Source organism: Brevibacillus fluminis (assembly GCF_003710825.1).
In the GTDB taxonomy this organism is placed as follows: Bacteria; Bacillota; Bacilli; order Brevibacillales; family Brevibacillaceae; genus Brevibacillus_D; species Brevibacillus_D fluminis.
In genome coordinates this window covers 30805-47144 of record NZ_RHHQ01000027.1, presented here as the reverse complement: position 1 = coordinate 47144, position 16340 = coordinate 30805, and the positions used below count along the sequence as shown (strand labels likewise).

At 43.2% G+C, this 16340-nt stretch carries 14 protein-coding genes and 1 pseudogene; 13 read left to right on the top strand and 2 right to left on the bottom strand.

Annotated features, from left to right (window positions below; all coding sequences use genetic code 11):
- The first annotated feature begins 2 nt into the window (after positions 1-2).
- The 7 genes from EDM56_RS28430 (at position 3) to EDM56_RS28400 (ending at position 9694) form a co-directional block, all read left to right on the top strand.
- A complete protein-coding gene (locus EDM56_RS28430) occupies positions 3-1610 on the top strand; it encodes an AMP-binding protein (protein ID WP_122921321.1) in 1608 nt (535 codons plus the stop codon).
- Positions 1611-1628: 18 nt separating this feature from the next.
- Positions 1629-3227 (top strand): serine hydrolase domain-containing protein, encoded by a 1599-nt coding sequence (locus tag EDM56_RS28425; protein WP_183192628.1) that lies wholly within the window; start codon positions 1629-1631, stop codon positions 3225-3227.
- Entirely contained in the window at positions 3190-4599 is a 1410-nt protein-coding gene (locus EDM56_RS28420; RefSeq protein WP_122921319.1) for an MFS transporter, read from the top strand. The genes EDM56_RS28425 and EDM56_RS28420 overlap by 38 nt, the downstream gene beginning before the upstream one ends.
- A 26-nt stretch (positions 4600-4625) precedes the next feature.
- Positions 4626-5897 (top strand): aminopeptidase, encoded by a 1272-nt coding sequence (locus EDM56_RS28415; RefSeq protein WP_122921318.1) that lies wholly within the window; start codon positions 4626-4628, stop codon positions 5895-5897.
- Complete coding sequence (locus EDM56_RS28410; RefSeq protein WP_221176012.1) at positions 5878-7044, top strand: M28 family peptidase; 1167 nt, start codon at positions 5878-5880, stop codon at positions 7042-7044. The genes EDM56_RS28415 and EDM56_RS28410 overlap by 20 nt, the downstream gene beginning before the upstream one ends.
- An 11-nt stretch (positions 7045-7055) precedes the next feature.
- Positions 7056-8510, top strand: coding sequence for a serine hydrolase (locus EDM56_RS28405; protein WP_122921316.1), 1455 nt, complete (start codon positions 7056-7058; stop codon positions 8508-8510).
- Between the two features lie 119 nt (positions 8511-8629).
- Positions 8630-9694, top strand: a complete 1065-nt coding sequence (locus EDM56_RS28400) for a TolC family protein (protein ID WP_122921315.1) — start codon at positions 8630-8632, stop codon at positions 9692-9694.
- A 247-nt stretch (positions 9695-9941) separates the two neighbouring features.
- Here the strand turns inward: EDM56_RS28400 and EDM56_RS28395 are convergent, their stop codons facing one another.
- On the bottom strand, positions 9942-10136 hold the full coding sequence (locus EDM56_RS28395; protein ID WP_281275000.1) for an NAD(P)H-dependent oxidoreductase: 195 nt from the start codon (positions 10134-10136) through the stop codon (positions 9942-9944).
- 161 nt (positions 10137-10297) lie between these two features.
- Here EDM56_RS28395 and EDM56_RS28390 point away from each other — a divergent pair, with 161 nt between their 5' ends.
- From EDM56_RS28390 to EDM56_RS28375, 4 genes and pseudogenes are all read left to right on the top strand, one after another.
- Positions 10298-10609 carry a DUF2185 domain-containing protein gene (locus tag EDM56_RS28390; protein WP_221176011.1) on the top strand — a complete coding sequence of 104 codons (312 nt, stop codon included), beginning with the start codon at positions 10298-10300 and terminating at the stop codon, positions 10607-10609.
- A 537-nt stretch (positions 10610-11146) separates the two neighbouring features.
- Entirely contained in the window at positions 11147-12325 is a 1179-nt protein-coding gene (locus EDM56_RS28385) for an IS110 family RNA-guided transposase (protein ID WP_122921312.1), read from the top strand.
- 269 nt (positions 12326-12594) lie between these two features.
- Positions 12595-12739, top strand: a pseudogene (locus tag EDM56_RS31990) (aldo/keto reductase); the annotation flags it as partial.
- A 348-nt stretch (positions 12740-13087) separates the two neighbouring features.
- Positions 13088-13552 (top strand): acetyltransferase, encoded by a 465-nt coding sequence (locus tag EDM56_RS28375; protein WP_122921311.1) that lies wholly within the window; start codon positions 13088-13090, stop codon positions 13550-13552.
- A gap of 201 nt (positions 13553-13753) precedes the next feature.
- Here the strand turns inward: EDM56_RS28375 and EDM56_RS28370 are convergent, their stop codons facing one another.
- The gene (locus EDM56_RS28370; RefSeq protein WP_122921310.1) at positions 13754-14494 is read right to left on the bottom strand and encodes an SDR family NAD(P)-dependent oxidoreductase; all 741 of its coding nucleotides are present in this window, start codon (positions 14492-14494) and stop codon (positions 13754-13756) included.
- Between the two features lie 125 nt (positions 14495-14619).
- Between EDM56_RS28370 and EDM56_RS28365 the strand changes: the two genes are divergently transcribed.
- Both EDM56_RS28365 and EDM56_RS28360 read left to right on the top strand, forming a co-directional pair.
- Entirely contained in the window at positions 14620-15519 is a 900-nt protein-coding gene (locus EDM56_RS28365) for a LysR family transcriptional regulator (protein WP_122921309.1), read from the top strand.
- Between the two features lie 140 nt (positions 15520-15659).
- The gene (locus EDM56_RS28360; protein ID WP_122921308.1) at positions 15660-16271 is read left to right on the top strand and encodes a TetR/AcrR family transcriptional regulator; all 612 of its coding nucleotides are present in this window, start codon (positions 15660-15662) and stop codon (positions 16269-16271) included.
- Positions 16272-16340: the final 69 nt, after the last annotated feature.

Here is a 16340-nt window from a genome sequence, read left to right as displayed (position 1 = left end):
ACATGGCAGTTTCACAGGATGTATCAACAATGAATTTTCGTGCGTTGCTGGAGAATGCTGCTCAAAAGTGGGGTGATCGCTACGCTCTGATTTTTGATAATACAGGTGAAAAAATCACTTTCAAGGAAATGTATGAACAGACAGGTAAGATTTCTTCCGTTTTCCATCATCTTGGAATCCAGAAAAATGACAAGATTGGATTAATGCTCCCGAATATCCCAAAGTTCCCCTTAACCTGGTTATCGATTGGATCCATTGGAGCTGTTATGGTTCCCATTAACTTTACCTACCAATCGTATGATGCTGGATATATATTGGACCACTCGGAGGCCAGGTTGGTTGTAACGACTTCAGAAAAAGTTGACATGTTATACAACATTCGTCAGGAAAACCGACTTTCGTACAAAATCATGACAGTTGATGCTCCAAATGATCTGGGAGATTATTATTTTCTCGATGTTATGCAATCGCTTTCAACATACCAGTTTCCAAAGACACCTGTCTTTTCTGATTCAGTAGTTAACATTCAATATACTTCCGGAACCACAGGTCGTCCAAAGGGATGTATGCTTTCTCACTATTATTGGATGAATATCGGGATAAAGGCATCGCAAGCGTCATTTTTTGGATTAGATGAAAACGACATTTTATTAACGGCTCAGCCTTATTACTATATTGATCCTCAGTGGAATACCATTGTGTCGCTTGTTACCGGAGCTACTTTGGTTGTCTTGGAAAGATTTCGACCGTCGTTGTTTTGGGAGAAGGTCCGTGAATATCATGTAACATTTTTCTATTGTCTTGGCAGTATGCCAGCCTTGTTGCTTAAAATGCCGGAATCAGAAGTTGAGCGTAATCATAGTGTTAGATTTGTTGGGTGTTCAGCAATTCCACCAACCCTCCACCATCAATTAGAAACGAGATGGGGTGTAAAATGGTTTGAGATATTCGGAATGACGGAAACAGGCTATGATCTAACGATGACAACAGAAGAGCATGACCAGTATATTGGGACAGGGGCACTCGGAAGGCCTGCATTTGGCCGTGAAGCGCGGGTAGTTGACGATCATGATCTTTCCGTAGACAGAGGAAAAGTTGGTGAGCTCGTTATTAGAGGGATCGGAATGATGGATGGTTATTATAAAAATGAGGAAGCTACGAAGGAGGTGTTTCGAAATGGATGGTTCCATACGGGAGACCTTGTCAGGGTGGACGAGAACGGCATGTTCTATTACGTGGGACGAAAAAAAGACATGATCCGCCGCGGTGGTGAAAATATCTCCGCTGTTGAAGTGGAAGAAGCTATTATGACTCACGAATGTGTGAACCTGGCAGCATGTATTTCGGTAGACGACGAATTAAGAGGGGAAGAGGTGAAAGTATATATCGTTTCCTCTGAACCAGTACCTGATAAAGATGAGTATGTACAAAATATCATTCAGTATTGCGAACAAAAGCTCGCTTCATTCAAAATTCCAAGATACTGGGAACTGAAGGATTCATTACCGCTTACACCGTCTGAAAGAATTGCAAAACATGTATTGAAACAAGAAAAAGAAGACTTGCGGATGGAATCCTATGATCGTATTGATCAGATGTGGCGTTACTAAATGTATGGAGGAGTACTCATGGAGGAAAAGATCGACAAACTTTTTACACGATGGAAAGAAGATACAGCAGGGGGCTATGTGGCTATACGATCGAAGGGTGAATTGGTGTTCGAAAAAGCATACGGATTAGCCGACATGGAAAACAAAATTCCCGTTACGAAATCGACGCTCTTTCACATTGCCTCAACATCAAAGCAATTCACATGTTTTTGCATCCTTCTATTGGAAGAGAGTGGGCTTCTTGACATCGATGATGACGTGAAAAAATACATTCCTGGGCTAATGCCATATGAGTGTTCGATAACCATCCGGCAGCTTATGAACCACACTTCAGGCATTCGTGAATTGTACAACTTATACTCTTTCGGCGGGTTGCTTTTTGATGATATTTCCACGAATGAACACATACGGAATTACACAAAACGCCTAAGGACGTTAAGCTTTAAGCCAGGCAGCGACTTCTCCTATTGCAACACAGGGTATTTCCTGCTTAGTGAAATCGTTACAGCCGTGACGAAAGAAAGTATTCGAGAGTTCGCACGGAAGAATATCTTTGATCCTCTTGATATGAAGGACACTTTTTGGCTGGATGATTATACCGAAATAGTCCCCAATATGTCCCAATGCTATTATGACGATGGCCAGGGGAAGTGGAAAAAGGCCTTTGTCAGCAGCGAAGTGGTGGGCAGCAGTGGTATCATCAGCAACCCTGCGGACTTGCTCAAATGGACAGCACATTATCTTGCTCCTATTATATGCAAGCCGGAAACGCTGAGAAAAATGCAGGAAAGCGGAGTGCTCGACAACCGCACTGAGACTGGTTACGGCATGGGGCTTTATGTTTCAAAAACCCATAGTGGACTCCGATATTTTGAGCATAGCGGATCTACCGGAGCTTACCGGGCGGCGTTAATGGTTTTCCCTGAGGCTGAGCTTGAGCTTATTATCACGGCAAATAACGCAGCGGTTGACCTAAACCAGGCATGCTTTACAATTGCCAGCATCATTTCGGGACAAAACTGTACTCCAACAAATTATGGAGGCAATATCCCATCCCTGCCTGAGCCGAAGCTTTTGGACTATTCCGGCAATGCGGAGGGACGATATGTCATATTGGACAGCTATGTAGTTGAGCTGAAAAAGCAGGGTGACGGCTACCAGTTACTCACGCCAAGGGAGACCTTCCCGATGGAGCATGTTGAGAAAAACAAATACGTCGCTCCTCAAATGGGATACCATTTCTTTCTTTTTGACGGATATATTCTGATCAACGCCTTAGGCAAGACGATACGCAGTGATAAATTGAATACGATTACACTTGAACCTGAACGGATTCATGAACTTTGCGGCCTATATTATTGTCATGAAACAAACGGTGTGTTCGAAGTCGAGGCTACAATGGGTGGAATCCTGTTGCGTCACGCTAGATTAGGAGTTTTTACATGCATAGCAAAATCAGACAGCGAGTTCATCTGCCTTTTTGAATCTCTTTGCACGCTATCTTTCCGTAATAATAGCTTTGAACTTAGTGCTGCTCGCACCCGAGGGTTGTTATTCAGAAAAATAGGGAGCGAAAGGAATGGTAATAAAAGTGAATACCTTGAGTGTAATCCATGAAGCTCCAGAGGAGCCGACCTCCAGCTTGAAAAGTAAAATATCCTTTTCATTTTACGGTTTTGGTTATAACGCAGTGACGGTCATGCAGGGATCCTATTTCTATTTCTTTTATGAAACGGAGCTGGGACTCAGATCGGCATGGGTGTCTCTTTCAATGACCATTTTCGGCATCATCATGATATTTGGGAATTTACTGACTGGCTACATTATCAATAAATTCCGGAGAGTTACAAAATATGGGTGGGGAGGCCCCTTTTTGTTTGGCGGAATGATCATCTTTATCGTATCTTACATCCTGATGTTCACAGACTCCTTTGGACTAAGCGAGCCCATGCTATTCGCGAAACTTTTGATCGTTTCTACCCTTTATCACTTTGCGATGAGCTTTATGAACATGACGATGTCATCTGTGTTTGTAGATATTTTTCGAGGCGATAAGGATCGCCGGGCCTGTCAGTTTTTTAAGGTCATGATTGGCACTGTCGGAGTACTGATAAGTGTTGTTTTACCTCCACTCATTATTAAAACCGGGCAAGTGGGAACATACACGGAGGCTGCTATTCTTATGGCACTGATCGGGCTAATCGCCATTTTGGCTACTTTCCCTTCTCTAAGGGAATCACCTGAAAAACTCGAACGTGACAAGAGGCTCAAAGAAAATACCCATTCCTATAATATTTTTGAGTCTATTCGCTTTATGGTGGCGCAGAAGGACCTGATGCTTTATGCATTCGCATCAATTGGGCGAGCTGTCGGCGATACAATCGTACCAGCTTCCACAGTGTATTTAGTCATTTATGTATTGAAATCTGATATGGCCCTAAACTCCATGGTCGGAACGGTCTTCTTCTTAGCCACCGTTGCATTCACTCCTCTGTTCACATGGGTGGGAAACAAAATAGGTGATAATTATAAAATTACCGTCCTATCCGTTTCTGGATTGGCATTCAGTACGATGTTACTTTTCTTTGCTACCAACATCATTTCCCTTTTCGCGCTGATCATCGTTTATTCGGCAGCTCAGGCTTTTTATGACGCTAACTCGAGCAACTTCCAATCTGATGTATATGAGCAAGTAATAGCACGTACTGGCAGGCGCGATGAGCCACTTTATAGTGCGGCACTTTTTACCATAAGCGGTACCGTGCGTATTTTTGAGGCACTTATATTCTTTGTGGTGCATACGGCATTCGGTTTTGTGGCAGGCTCGGCTGCGCAATCTGAAACCGCGATATTGGGGATTCGTTTGCAAATCAGCGTATTCCCGGCCATATTTGTGATAACCTCGGTCTTGATTATCATATGGAAGCTAAGGATAACCAAAGAGAAAGCGGAACGAAACCGCGCGAAGATTCGGGAATTACAACTATAATCGGATAATTAAAAGGAGGAAGTAACATGGATGACCTGCGTTATAGCGGTCAGTATGCCGATGTATTGGTAAATGCTGCGTTAAAGATTAAAAAAGGTGACGAACTGGTTGTTATATTACCTGAATATTACAAAAGTTTTGGGGAGCTTTTGCGTTGGACTGCTCAGGATGCAGGGGCAAAAGCAGTCAATATTTTTTATGAGGATCAAGAAAAAGAAAGAGACCACTATCTTTCCGGCAGAACCGACAAGTATAGATGGTTATTTGACGAGCAATTCGATGAAATCGAAAAAAAAATTCAAAACGATGCCAGGCTTTTAGTATTGCGCTCTACCCGCTTCGGGATATTCTCCCAGCTCTCACCTGAACAGTTAAAGCTTCGCAACCAGTATTACCGGCAAGACTTCGGCAGGATATTTTATTATGTCCAGGGTAACAAGGTTGCCTATTGTTTAGGAGCACTGCCTAATTCCGAATGGGCTAGTCTTGTTTTTCCTGATGAAATGGAGGAAGTACGGATAAAACGGTTGTGGGACAAAATGAGCCGTGCTATTTATCTAGACCGGGAAAACCCCGTTCAGTTCTGGAACGACCGAATGTCGATACTGAATAAACGGAAACAGGCTCTTGACCTGGCAGGTTTTGAGAAGATCGTTGTGAGCGGCCCAGATACTTGGCTGGAGATTGAGTTGCCAGTCAATCACCTCTGGCAGGGCGGTACTCATTCCCGACCAAACGGGCGCGATTTTATCCCCAATATTCCCACAGAGGAGGTTTATACCATACCCAAACGGGACGGGGTTAACGGCCGATTAACCAACCGGCACCGGACTTATTTCATTAACCGAACAGTGGATGAGCATACTCTGTTTTTCCATAATGGAGAGTTGACAAAGGTTGAAAGTCCCGATGAAGACTTTGCTGCCGAGTTCGTAGATTGGCTGAGTTCAATGCCAGGTGCCAAAAATCTTGGGGAATTTGCACTGGTTTCCAATTCGGGAGTAAAGGACCAAGGTGTATATTTTTACGAACCTGTTTATGACGAAAATGCTTCCTGCCATTTTGCCTTCGGCTCTGGCTATCGAAGCAATATAAAAGGCGGTGAGGAAATGACCGACGAGGAGTTTTTGGCTCATGGCGGCAATCTTTCCCCCCTGCACATGGATTTTATGTACGATTCATGCAATATGGTGATATCGGGTGTCAAACATGGGGAACTCACACGCATAATCGATCAGGGGCAATGGGTTTATCAATATGATGAGGGGGAAGTATGCAATGAAGAACAAACTATATGAGCATGTACTCAATATCCAGGGGGTCAAGCACCCAATAACAAATTACGATGGGCTTACTCGTGCAAGGGACTATATCCTCGCCCAGCTTGACAACTTGTGTGATGAAGTAAATTGCGAGGAGTTTACTATAGATGGCTTTGACAAGCCTTTTTACAATATCGACGCCCGGATCGGTACTGACGAACATGGCCCCGTACTTTTGCTCGGCAGCCATTATGACACGGTCTACAACTCGCCGGGAGCGAATGACAATGGCTCAGCGGTAGCGGCGTTGCTCTGCCTTGCAGAGATTTTTGCAAAACATCGGGGTAAGGTTAACCTTCGATTGCTATTTTTCTCATTGGAGGAAGGGAATCCCGTTTTTGATGATATCCTCATAAATACATCCCAAACAATGGGAGTAAAGGACAGTAAAGGGTTTTATACTACTTTAGCCTATCAAAATGACAGCAGACTTTTTCAGGAGGCTTTTGCCAATGCAAGGAAGAAGGCCGTTTCCTTCGGTGAGAAGTTTAAAACAGCTTACGAATCTGTCAAAGAGCAAATTTCACCACAGATGCGCAGATTTTATGAGGTTTGCCTATCGGAATGCATAAAATACAAAGACCCCATGGGTTATGGAGAACGTGCTCTCAACGGTTCCAGCAGATGGGTGGAAAGGCATCGTGACGAGCTTACAGAATGCCTGGGGATTATTAACTTCGATCCGGTAGCGTATGCTTCAAGCAGGCCACACTCGCACCCGATGCCCCCTGAAATGATGTCCGGAGTCGAAACCTTTAACATTGACATGGAAAAAGAGTCAGGCAACTTTATTGTGGCGATTGGCAGTCCCGGCTCGAATCTGCTTTCTCAGTCTTATCTACATGGAGCTAAAAAGGTTGAGTTGCCCTATGCTTTTGTTAATGCTCCTTTCAACTATGAGGAAACAGCTTATGCAGCACCATACCTTTTACTATCCGACCATGCAGCTTTCTGGAAGCAGGGCATACCAGCTTTATTTTTAACGGACACAGGTGGTGAAATGCGTTACTTTTTTGAACATACACCCGCCGACACAATCGACAAGCTCGATTTTGACTTTTTTGAAAAGGTTGTTTTGTCAGCGGAGTTTGCCATTTCCCAATTATTCGGTTTAGAACGGTGAAAGGGAAATCTATGATGGATAACCGCCTTCTTGGAATAGAACCATTCATTCATAAAGAGCTTACTAAATATCATGTGCCTAGTTTAAGTTTAGCTGTGGTCAAAGAGGAGAACATCATCTACCAAGGCTGCTTCGGCTTCAGGAATTTACATCGCAGATTACCTCCAGACCCTCAGACACGCTATCCAATCGCATCACTTTCCAAATCGATGACGGCTTTATGCCTTGGCCTATTAAAAGATGAGGGTAAAATTGATTGGAATATACCGGTAGTAAATTATGTCCCCGAGTTTAACATGTATGATCCATATGCTACGTGGAATGTCACGTTAGAAGATATGTTATCTCACAGAACAGGGGTTCCATGCCATGATGCCGCTCTGATTGAAAGGCCGATCATTCGAAAGACGACAAAAGAGCTTGTTGAATGTATAGCTCATCTAAAACCGAATAAAGGGTTTCGAACGATGTATGAATACAATAATTTCATGTATATTGCAGCGAGTTATATAATCGAGCGTGTAACAGGAATGCCTTGGGCGACTTTTATCAAAAAACGTGTATTTGAGCCTTTAGGAATGGATCACACATCAGCTGTTTTGGCAGATCTTATTCAGGATGAAAATAAGGCTCTGCCATATAAAGAAATAGATGGTCAAATCGAACAGATCAGCTATGCAAATAATGATCATGCAGTTGGTGCCGGATCAGTCCATTCATCGGTGCAAGATATGGCAAAATGGCTTTCCTTTACGATTGGAAAAGGGGAATACATGGGAAGAAGGTTGGTTTCCGAACAAATCATGAAAGAGATTCATAAACCCAGGACGTTAATCCCAACACCTCTGGAAAACGCATTTAGAGAAATGCCCTTGTCTGCATACTGCTTCGGTTGGGTACTGCAACCTTACCGTGGACACCTTTGTTTTCAACACTCAGGGGGTATTGATGGCTTTTCCTCATTCCAGACGATTATGCCAAATGAAAAACTTGGGATCGTTCTATTATCAAATCTAGAAAACACATCACTGCATATCGCCATGGCGGATATGATTTATGATTTGATTCTCGGATACCCTGAAACTGACTGGCCAGCCCGATATCTAGCAAGGAAAAAAGTAATGCATGCCAATAAGAGTAATCATAATAAGCCTCTAGAAGAAAAGCGAGAGCTTGAAACCAATTCATCACGGCATCTGGAGGACTATGTAGGACAATATGAAAATAAGGGCTATGGTACATTGGAGATTGAAAGCTGTAAGGATAGGTTAATAATGAGTTTTAAAGGCGTAAGGTCAGAATTGAAACGCAATAATTGTGAAAGTTTCGAAATAACCCACTCTGGCAATCCAATAACAGTATTTTTTAAGACAACTAGTAAAGGTGAAATATCAGCTGTTTGTGTTGACTTTGAGCCTTCTGGCCAGGCTATAGAATTTAGCAGAAGGGAGATTAGTTGGCATTAAAGAGTTTTGGGTTTATATGGAATTTATCGATCGTTCGATGAAAGGGGGTGGTATGTTCGAGAAACTATATCGTTATTGAGGTAAGGAAGTGGTCAAATCTTGTGAAGAGGTGATTATTCTTGAAAAAGAAAACAGCCTTGATAGCTTCAATCATGACCGTAATGCTTGTTTGTAGTCAAGCAAAAGGAATTGCTTTGGCCAAACCTGAGCCAGAGTTACTGACTGTTAGGAAAGCACAAGAAATGGCAATAGCAAACAGTGAGGATGTAAAAATTGAAAAGCTTAATGGATCAAATGTAGCCTTAAAAAATCAACTTGCAGTTTGGAATTCTCGGTTAATAAAAGAAGAAAATGTGGAATCATTAAATATGGCTCTAGCCAAATCGGGACCAAAGAGTGCTGCTCCTATGACAGAGCAACAACAAACTCAAATGATTAATAAGGTAATCTCTTCAAAAAAAGAAGAAGTTGCAAAACGCTATTATGAGCTCTGGAATTCAGCCAAAAAATTGGAGATCGCCGAAGAAAGCGAAAACAGGCTTACGGATTTAAAAGAACTTTCTAGCCGTTTAGGGAAACGTGAGGACCAGCTTCAAGTGGAAAATCAAATCGCGCAGCAAGAGGCAAGCAAGCAAGTTTTATTGATGGAATATTCGAATAGTATTACTTTGTTTAACACCCTTATTGGGGCAGAAGTTGACAATGAATGGACGTTGACTGGAGATTTACCAGAGGATGCGAAACTTCCGGTTACCCTTGAAGAATTTATCAGGAATACGTTAGATCATACGGATGAATATGTTACGCAGAAAATTACAAACGAATATCTAAAAAAAATCCGTGATATTCATGATAAATACTCTGCTCTGTCTACCAATCAAGGAAGGATAAGTGTGAACAATGAAAAAATTGGGCAACTATATTTGGAGAAAATAAGAAAAAAAGTAAGAAATGACATCGTGATTGAATACAGAAAATACGTGGAGTTAAAAGAAGTCATAGCTAAATATAAAGAATCCGTTGCAACTTCAGAGAAGTATTATATTCATCTCAAGAAATTATACATGGACAGAGAAGTGCCGATGAATGATGTACTGTCGGCAGAAAATACTTTGACAAATTTGGAATTCCAACTAAGAAAAGGCATGAATGAATATAACCTTATCGTATCAAAATTGTATTAAGCAATGAACTTTCTATTTCATAAAGTAAGCAAGGCTTTATACATTCATTTTGCGAATCTGTAAAATATTGTGTGTAAACTCTCAACCTCTAAACTACACGTAGTCTTAGAGAGGTTGGGAGTTTTTTATGATGTCAAAAGAGTAGACTTCAATGTCCACTCCATCCTTGTTGGAGGTAAACCGCACAGTTAGTTAATAGGTTAGGTGCGAATGCCCGTCATAAACTTTCGTGATATAACCAAGCATTTCATAACGATAGGCGGGATGTTAGCATCCAGATGCTCGATCCGCTGCTTCGTTTTTGGAGCCAGTTGTACAGAGGCAATTTGGTCGGGCCATATGCAAAACCATAGTTCCACACCCGATCAATGTATTCTTTCATAATGGCAGGTGTACAGAGATAATAAAGTTTTAGACTGATTAATAAAGTATTGGACTGGATAATAAAGTTCTAGACTGGGGCCTCGTTAAAATAGCTGGCAGGATAGTATGAACAACTCACGAATTACTAGGATTGGAACCATGTCCCAAAAGAGGAGGAGCATGAATGTTTGGGTTTGAAAAAAAGAAAAATATAAAATTTCTGGAAATAAGATACGAAAATTGATTGATTATAATGAGGGCTGTATTGCTACCGACAGGATTACAGTTGATGGTTGTAAAGTTGGATTCATGTATAGAGAAAAACCTTACCAAAATAATACCACTGATAGTGGTTGGCGCTTTATTGCGGGAGATGAGGATGATGAATACATGAATAACCCAGAGAATCATGCGGTTTACCAGGTCAACACGATATGTAATTATGATTCGGAAATTATTCAATATCTTGATGCTCCACCTGGTACTGCTTTTATAAGAGATAAATCGGGGAAGTTTGTTTTAGACCATGATTGGGAAAATCCAGAGGATTAACCTAACGGGATCGTTAGGTCAATAAAACAGAGGCAGTCTAGGACTTTATTATCGTGTCCTGGACTGCCTCTAGCTCTTTTAACAAGGTTAGTCTAAAACTAATTTTACGAAGTCAGCTGATTTAGCACCGCAAGAAACTGATTAAATAAACAATGTCAGTCTAAAACTTTATTATTCAGTTTAGATCCGTGAATTGCTTCATTTTGACGTTGAGTCTAAAACTAATTTTCAAATATCTAGCGATATAGAAGACCGGAAATCCTTGCACCATAAGGGGTTCCGGTCTAATACTTTATTTCGTATTATCAGGTCAGCAAGTGATTTCTGGTTGGCCTTTTTTCTTAGGCACTATAAGATGGCGGTAGCCGGGAGAACGTATACTTTATTGGGGTCAACCCCGTAGTGAAAACAGTTCTCCCACTGCCCCCAATGACCATGTTTGGGCTGGTTGAGACAGGGATCTCGCATCACAAGCGAAGCTATGGCTTTGGAACCATCGTGGGAGTGCCGGCAATATTTTGAGTGAGGGAGAGTGTTATGGAACCAGTCGTAGGAGTAGATGTATCAAAAGGATCTAGCATCGTTCAGGGTTTTGTAGGAAGAAATGAACCCTACGGGAAGTTGGAGAGCATTTCGCACGAGGAGAGCGGTTTTGAACGATTGGGAGAATTACTTGATGAATTGAAAGTACTTTCGGGAATGGAACCAGTCGTTATTTTGGAAGCTACCGGCCATTACCATAGAGGGGTGGTCGCCTATCTTATGCGTGGGGAGTACAAACATTTTGTTATAAATCCTCTTCAATCTAAACGCGCGAGGAGCACGCAACTGCGAAAAGTAAAAACAGACGCGGCAGATGCATGGCACTTAGCCGACATGTATTATCGGGGCGATGTTACGCCACATCGTACTTGGGATGAATTGTATACCGAGCTGCAACATGTGACGAGACAACATGAATTTATAACCTCGATGTATGTTCAGGCAAAGCTAAATTCGAGAGCCCTACTGGATCAGGTATTTCCCGCGTTTGAGAAGGTATTTAGCAACTCTTTTTCCACTACGGCGCTTAAGGTTCTGAAGTGTTGTCTGAGCGACAGAGCGGAAGAGATAGAAGCGATCATTCAGGAACAAGCCGGGAAATCTCATTCGAAAGAATGGATCGAAGAGAAGACCGATCAGTTGAGACAAGCAATGCTTGAATGGTCCAACACAAAAAGAAGCAAATCGCAAAGCTTAGCCCTGGAAGAGATGGTATCCCTCTTACTTGAGTTTCAAAACCAATTAAGTAGGTTGGAAAAGCACATGGAGGAAATCTCGGCGACATTACCGGAGGTAGAACTACTGAAGACCATTCCAGGAATAGGTGACAAACTTGCGGCGACGATCATAGCGGAGATCGGGGATGCTCGTCAATTTACGAGTGCTAAGCAACTTGTTGCCTACGCAGGTCTTGATACTGGTGTCTACAGTTCGGGTAAGTTTACAGCTACTAGTAACCGGATAATGAAACGAGGATCAAAAAGACTTCGAAGAGCTCTATATTTAGCGGTTCAATGTGGACTTCGGCGCGGTATAAATAGCAGAATAAAGCATTACTACGATAAGAAAAGAAAAGAGGGCAAGTCCTACAAGGTGGTTGTGATCGCTTGCGCCAACAAGCTTCTCCATCACATCTACTCTATCCTTAATAAAGACCAACCCTACCAAGTCTAATACTAAAATTATCCATAATCCTTCACGCCAATGAAGGATTATTCGTCATGCTCAAAAAACAGTATACCAGTGTTTAAAACTTTGTCTACACTGAAAAGCTTGACAAACATTAGCTGGTTTTCATTGAACATTATAGGGTTTTTTTGTGCTCAAAAGATATTATGTTCGTATTTGAATAAAATCAAACACATTGGAGAAGGATGATGGTAATATAAAGAAACATTTTATTGTATTTTGTCATTTTCGAGAAGGGATGCCGACAAGCTGATGGCGTTCCAAGAGAAGACATATTTATTACGACAAAACTTTGGATTCAGGATGCTGGTTATGAGCGTGCAAAGATAGCATTCGCAAAAACGCTAGTTACAAGTGGAATACTTCGATTTGTATTTAATCCACCAGCCATTTGGTGACACTGTTTGGGGAGAAATAGATTTTTTAACAACTCTAATGTAATCGTATAAAAGTTGAGCTTATAAATGAAATTTATTTAATAACTCTAATGTAATCATTACTAACCTATAAGCTTAGGAAACCCTTGATGTTATGACATTTCTCATTTAGTAACTCTAATGTCATTGAACAGTTGTACATTTAAATACAACTTTTAAAAAAAGAAACGAGCTGCTGAAGCAGCTCGTTTTTTATATACATTGAATGAATCACTACGAGAAAGTTATTGATTCAATAGGTATATCAATCTAATATATTATGCATTGGGAAACTAAACCATCTTCACTTACATTGAACGGAGGATGAATCATGTCAAACGGAATTGTCGCCTTTCAAGAAAAAGATCACGATCGATTAGTGGATATTTGGTATAACGCTGTTGTCCATACCCATACATTTCTGACGGAAAAGGATATTCAGTTTTATCATGACCTTGTTAAAAATGGGGCGCTAAAAGAAGTAGAGATTTGGGTGGAATACAATGAACATGGAGAGCCGACAGGGTTTATCGGCCTTAACGAATCCAAGATCGAGATGCTGTTCGTAGACCCCGCACACCACGGAAAGGGTATCGGCAGTCGATTGATTTATCATGCGATCAAAATAAAAGGTACGAATCTTCAAGTTGATGTGAATGAGCAAAATGATGGTGCTTACGTATTTTACAAAAGGCTTGGATTTGTACAGGTTGGACGATCAGAATTAGATGGCTCGGGTCAGCCATTTCCTCTGCTCCATTTGGAGTTAAAAGGGGAAGTGAACGCTGACTACTAGTGGTAAAAAGTCCATGGGAGGATGGGCTCGGGTTAACATGAAGGGAGAATCAAGTAAAAGCGTTCGCGAGTGGATTGATCGAAATATACTAAAAAAAAAGGAGGCTGCCGCTTATTACAAGCGGGCAGCCTTTGTTTGGTTAACTGACTAGTCAGACAGGCAGGTGGGAGCGCACACGATGAGCATCGTTTGCTTTGCACCCTACATGGTCTGACCGCTATCTACCGTAATAATCTGCCCCGTCATCGCTTCTTGTTCCAACGCTGTACAGATGAGCTGTGCGATATCATCAGGAGCTGCGATACGCTGCAGCAGTAGATTTGGAGCCAGCTTTTTCATTTGTTCCTCATACCCTGCCCACCATCTCGTTGCGACGGCTCCTGGGACCACGCAGTTGACTCTGATCGTTGGAGCGAGGGCATGGGCGAGCGATTTTGTCAGGCCGTGGACAGCAGCCTTGGAAACAGCGTACGGCAGTGAAGAGCCGAGTCCGGTTTGTCCCGCGATGCTACCGAGGTTGACGATTGCGCCCTCTTTCTTTTGTTTCATGAAGGGTGCGACGGCTCGTGCGCAGTAAAACATCCCTTTGACATTCACATCATAAAGCTCATTCCATACTTCCTCGTCTGCCGCCTCCAAATCCCCAAACGGGATGTGTCGTGTCGTGCTGGCGTTATTGACAAGCAAGTCAACGCTCCCGTACTGCCGCACAATCTCATAGACCATGTCCCGCACCTCTGAGTCGCGGGAAACATCGGCCCGGATGGCGATCGCCTGCCCGCCTCTGTCCTGAATGAGTTGCACAGTTTCCTCCGCGTCGGTTTGTGAACGAGAATAGTTTACGGCAACGATGGCTCCCCGTTCTGCCAGCGCAAGGCTCGTCGCTCTGCCGATCCCTGTGCCGCCACCGGTGACGAGCGCAACTTTGTTTTTTACATCCATTTCGGTCATCTCCTTTTGTCGAACGATGGTATGGAAAAATTGTACGCCGAGAAATGAATTTTGTATAATTGAATTAAGAGAAGATCAGATTCAAAAATTTTGAATCATAGAACGGGGACGTCACGATGGATGTAAAGGTAGTTAAGACATTTCACCTGTTAGCGAAATACGGGAGTTTTATTCGGGTAGCGGAAGAAACGAATTATGCGCAGTCCACCATCACGATGCAGATCCAAAAGCTTGAGGCTGACTTGGGCGTTCAGTTGATCGAGCGCGGGAAAAAGATCCGGTTGACCGAAGCTGGGAGATTGTTTTACGAGCAAAGCTTGCATGTTATCCAGAGCATGGAGCAATTGCAGGCAAACTTGTCCGATTTTCGCTTGGGGGAGGCGGGCCATGTTCGTTTGGGGGTGACGGAGCCGACGGCCAGTTACCGGTTGCCAACAATTTTGAAGCGGTTCATCTCCCGTTATCCCAAAATTTGCGTCTCCTTAGACATTGCGAATACGCCAGCGCTCAGCGAGCGGCTTCTTAGAGGGGACATTGACGTTGCGCTTTGTTCCGCTCCGGATCTGGGAACCGAGCTTTATTTTGAACCTTTATTCAAGGAGGAGTTTGCGGTATTGCTGCCGGAGGATCATCCGCTTGCTGGAAAAGCGGCGATTTCACCGGAGGAGATTCGGGGGTACCGTCTGCTCATTACATCGGCAACTTGTCCGTACCGCAGAAAGCTGGAGGTGGTGCTGCAGGGCACCGGGGGCATTCCGATCGATACGATGGAGATCGGGAGCATGACTGCCCTGAAGTACTATGTCGCGTGTGGATTCGGGATCGCGCTCGTGCCCAAAATCGTGTTGGACCCCGCTCCCCAAGGAACGACGGTACGTGCGGTGGACGGTAATCCAATTGATATGACGTTTGGCATGTTAAGCAAAACACCCGAGTATCCGCAATCACTCGCAGCCGCGAAGCTCATGTCATTTCTCAAGGAGGAGCTGCATGCACCATCCTCGATGTTTATGTAAAGGGGAAGGGGCTAAGCTTTTGCACATAAATTCCATTGTTAGCCCTATGCAGTGATTCAATCTACATATATAATAAAAACAAACCGATCGGTCTTAAAACTAACAACGAGCGATCTTTTTCAACGGAGGCAAACAAATTCATGTCTACTCGCAAAGGAGAACAAACCAAAGCGCTGATCGTGCAAAAGGCGTCGAAGCTGTTTAACAGCCAAGGATACATGGCATCGTCCATATCCGGGATCATGCACGAAACCGGCCTGAAAAAAGGGGGGATTTACAATCATTTCGAAAGCAAGGAGGAGCTGATGCTGAGCGCTTTTTCCTACTCCATCGAGATGATGAGCCACTCTTTTTCTGAAGCGCTGGCGGGCAAAAAAGGATGCATGGAACGTCTGCTTGCGATCGCCTCGATCTTTGAACGACACGCCAAAAATGAGCTTCTGCCAGGCGGATGTCCACTGCTAAACGCGGCGATTGAGGCAGATGATGCCGATCCGGTCCTGCGGGAAAAAGTCTGTGCAGCGATGCGGGAACTTCTCGAGCTGATCGCTAGGTATGTACGCATGGGGATCGAGATGGGGGAGGTTCGGGAAGGCGCTGATCCGGAGTTCGTCGCGACCATCATGATCTCTACGCTGGAAGGAGCGCTGATGCTGAGTAAGCTTTACGGCAATCAGGTACACATGGAAAGGGCCATGCAGCATATGCAATCCTTTTTGACAGCAGAGTTAGGTTTGCCTAGTCAAGAATAGAAGGAGCCGTACACGGCTTTTTTTAAACCCAAAAAAAGACCGATCGGTCTTAAATATCTTCTTCTGGAG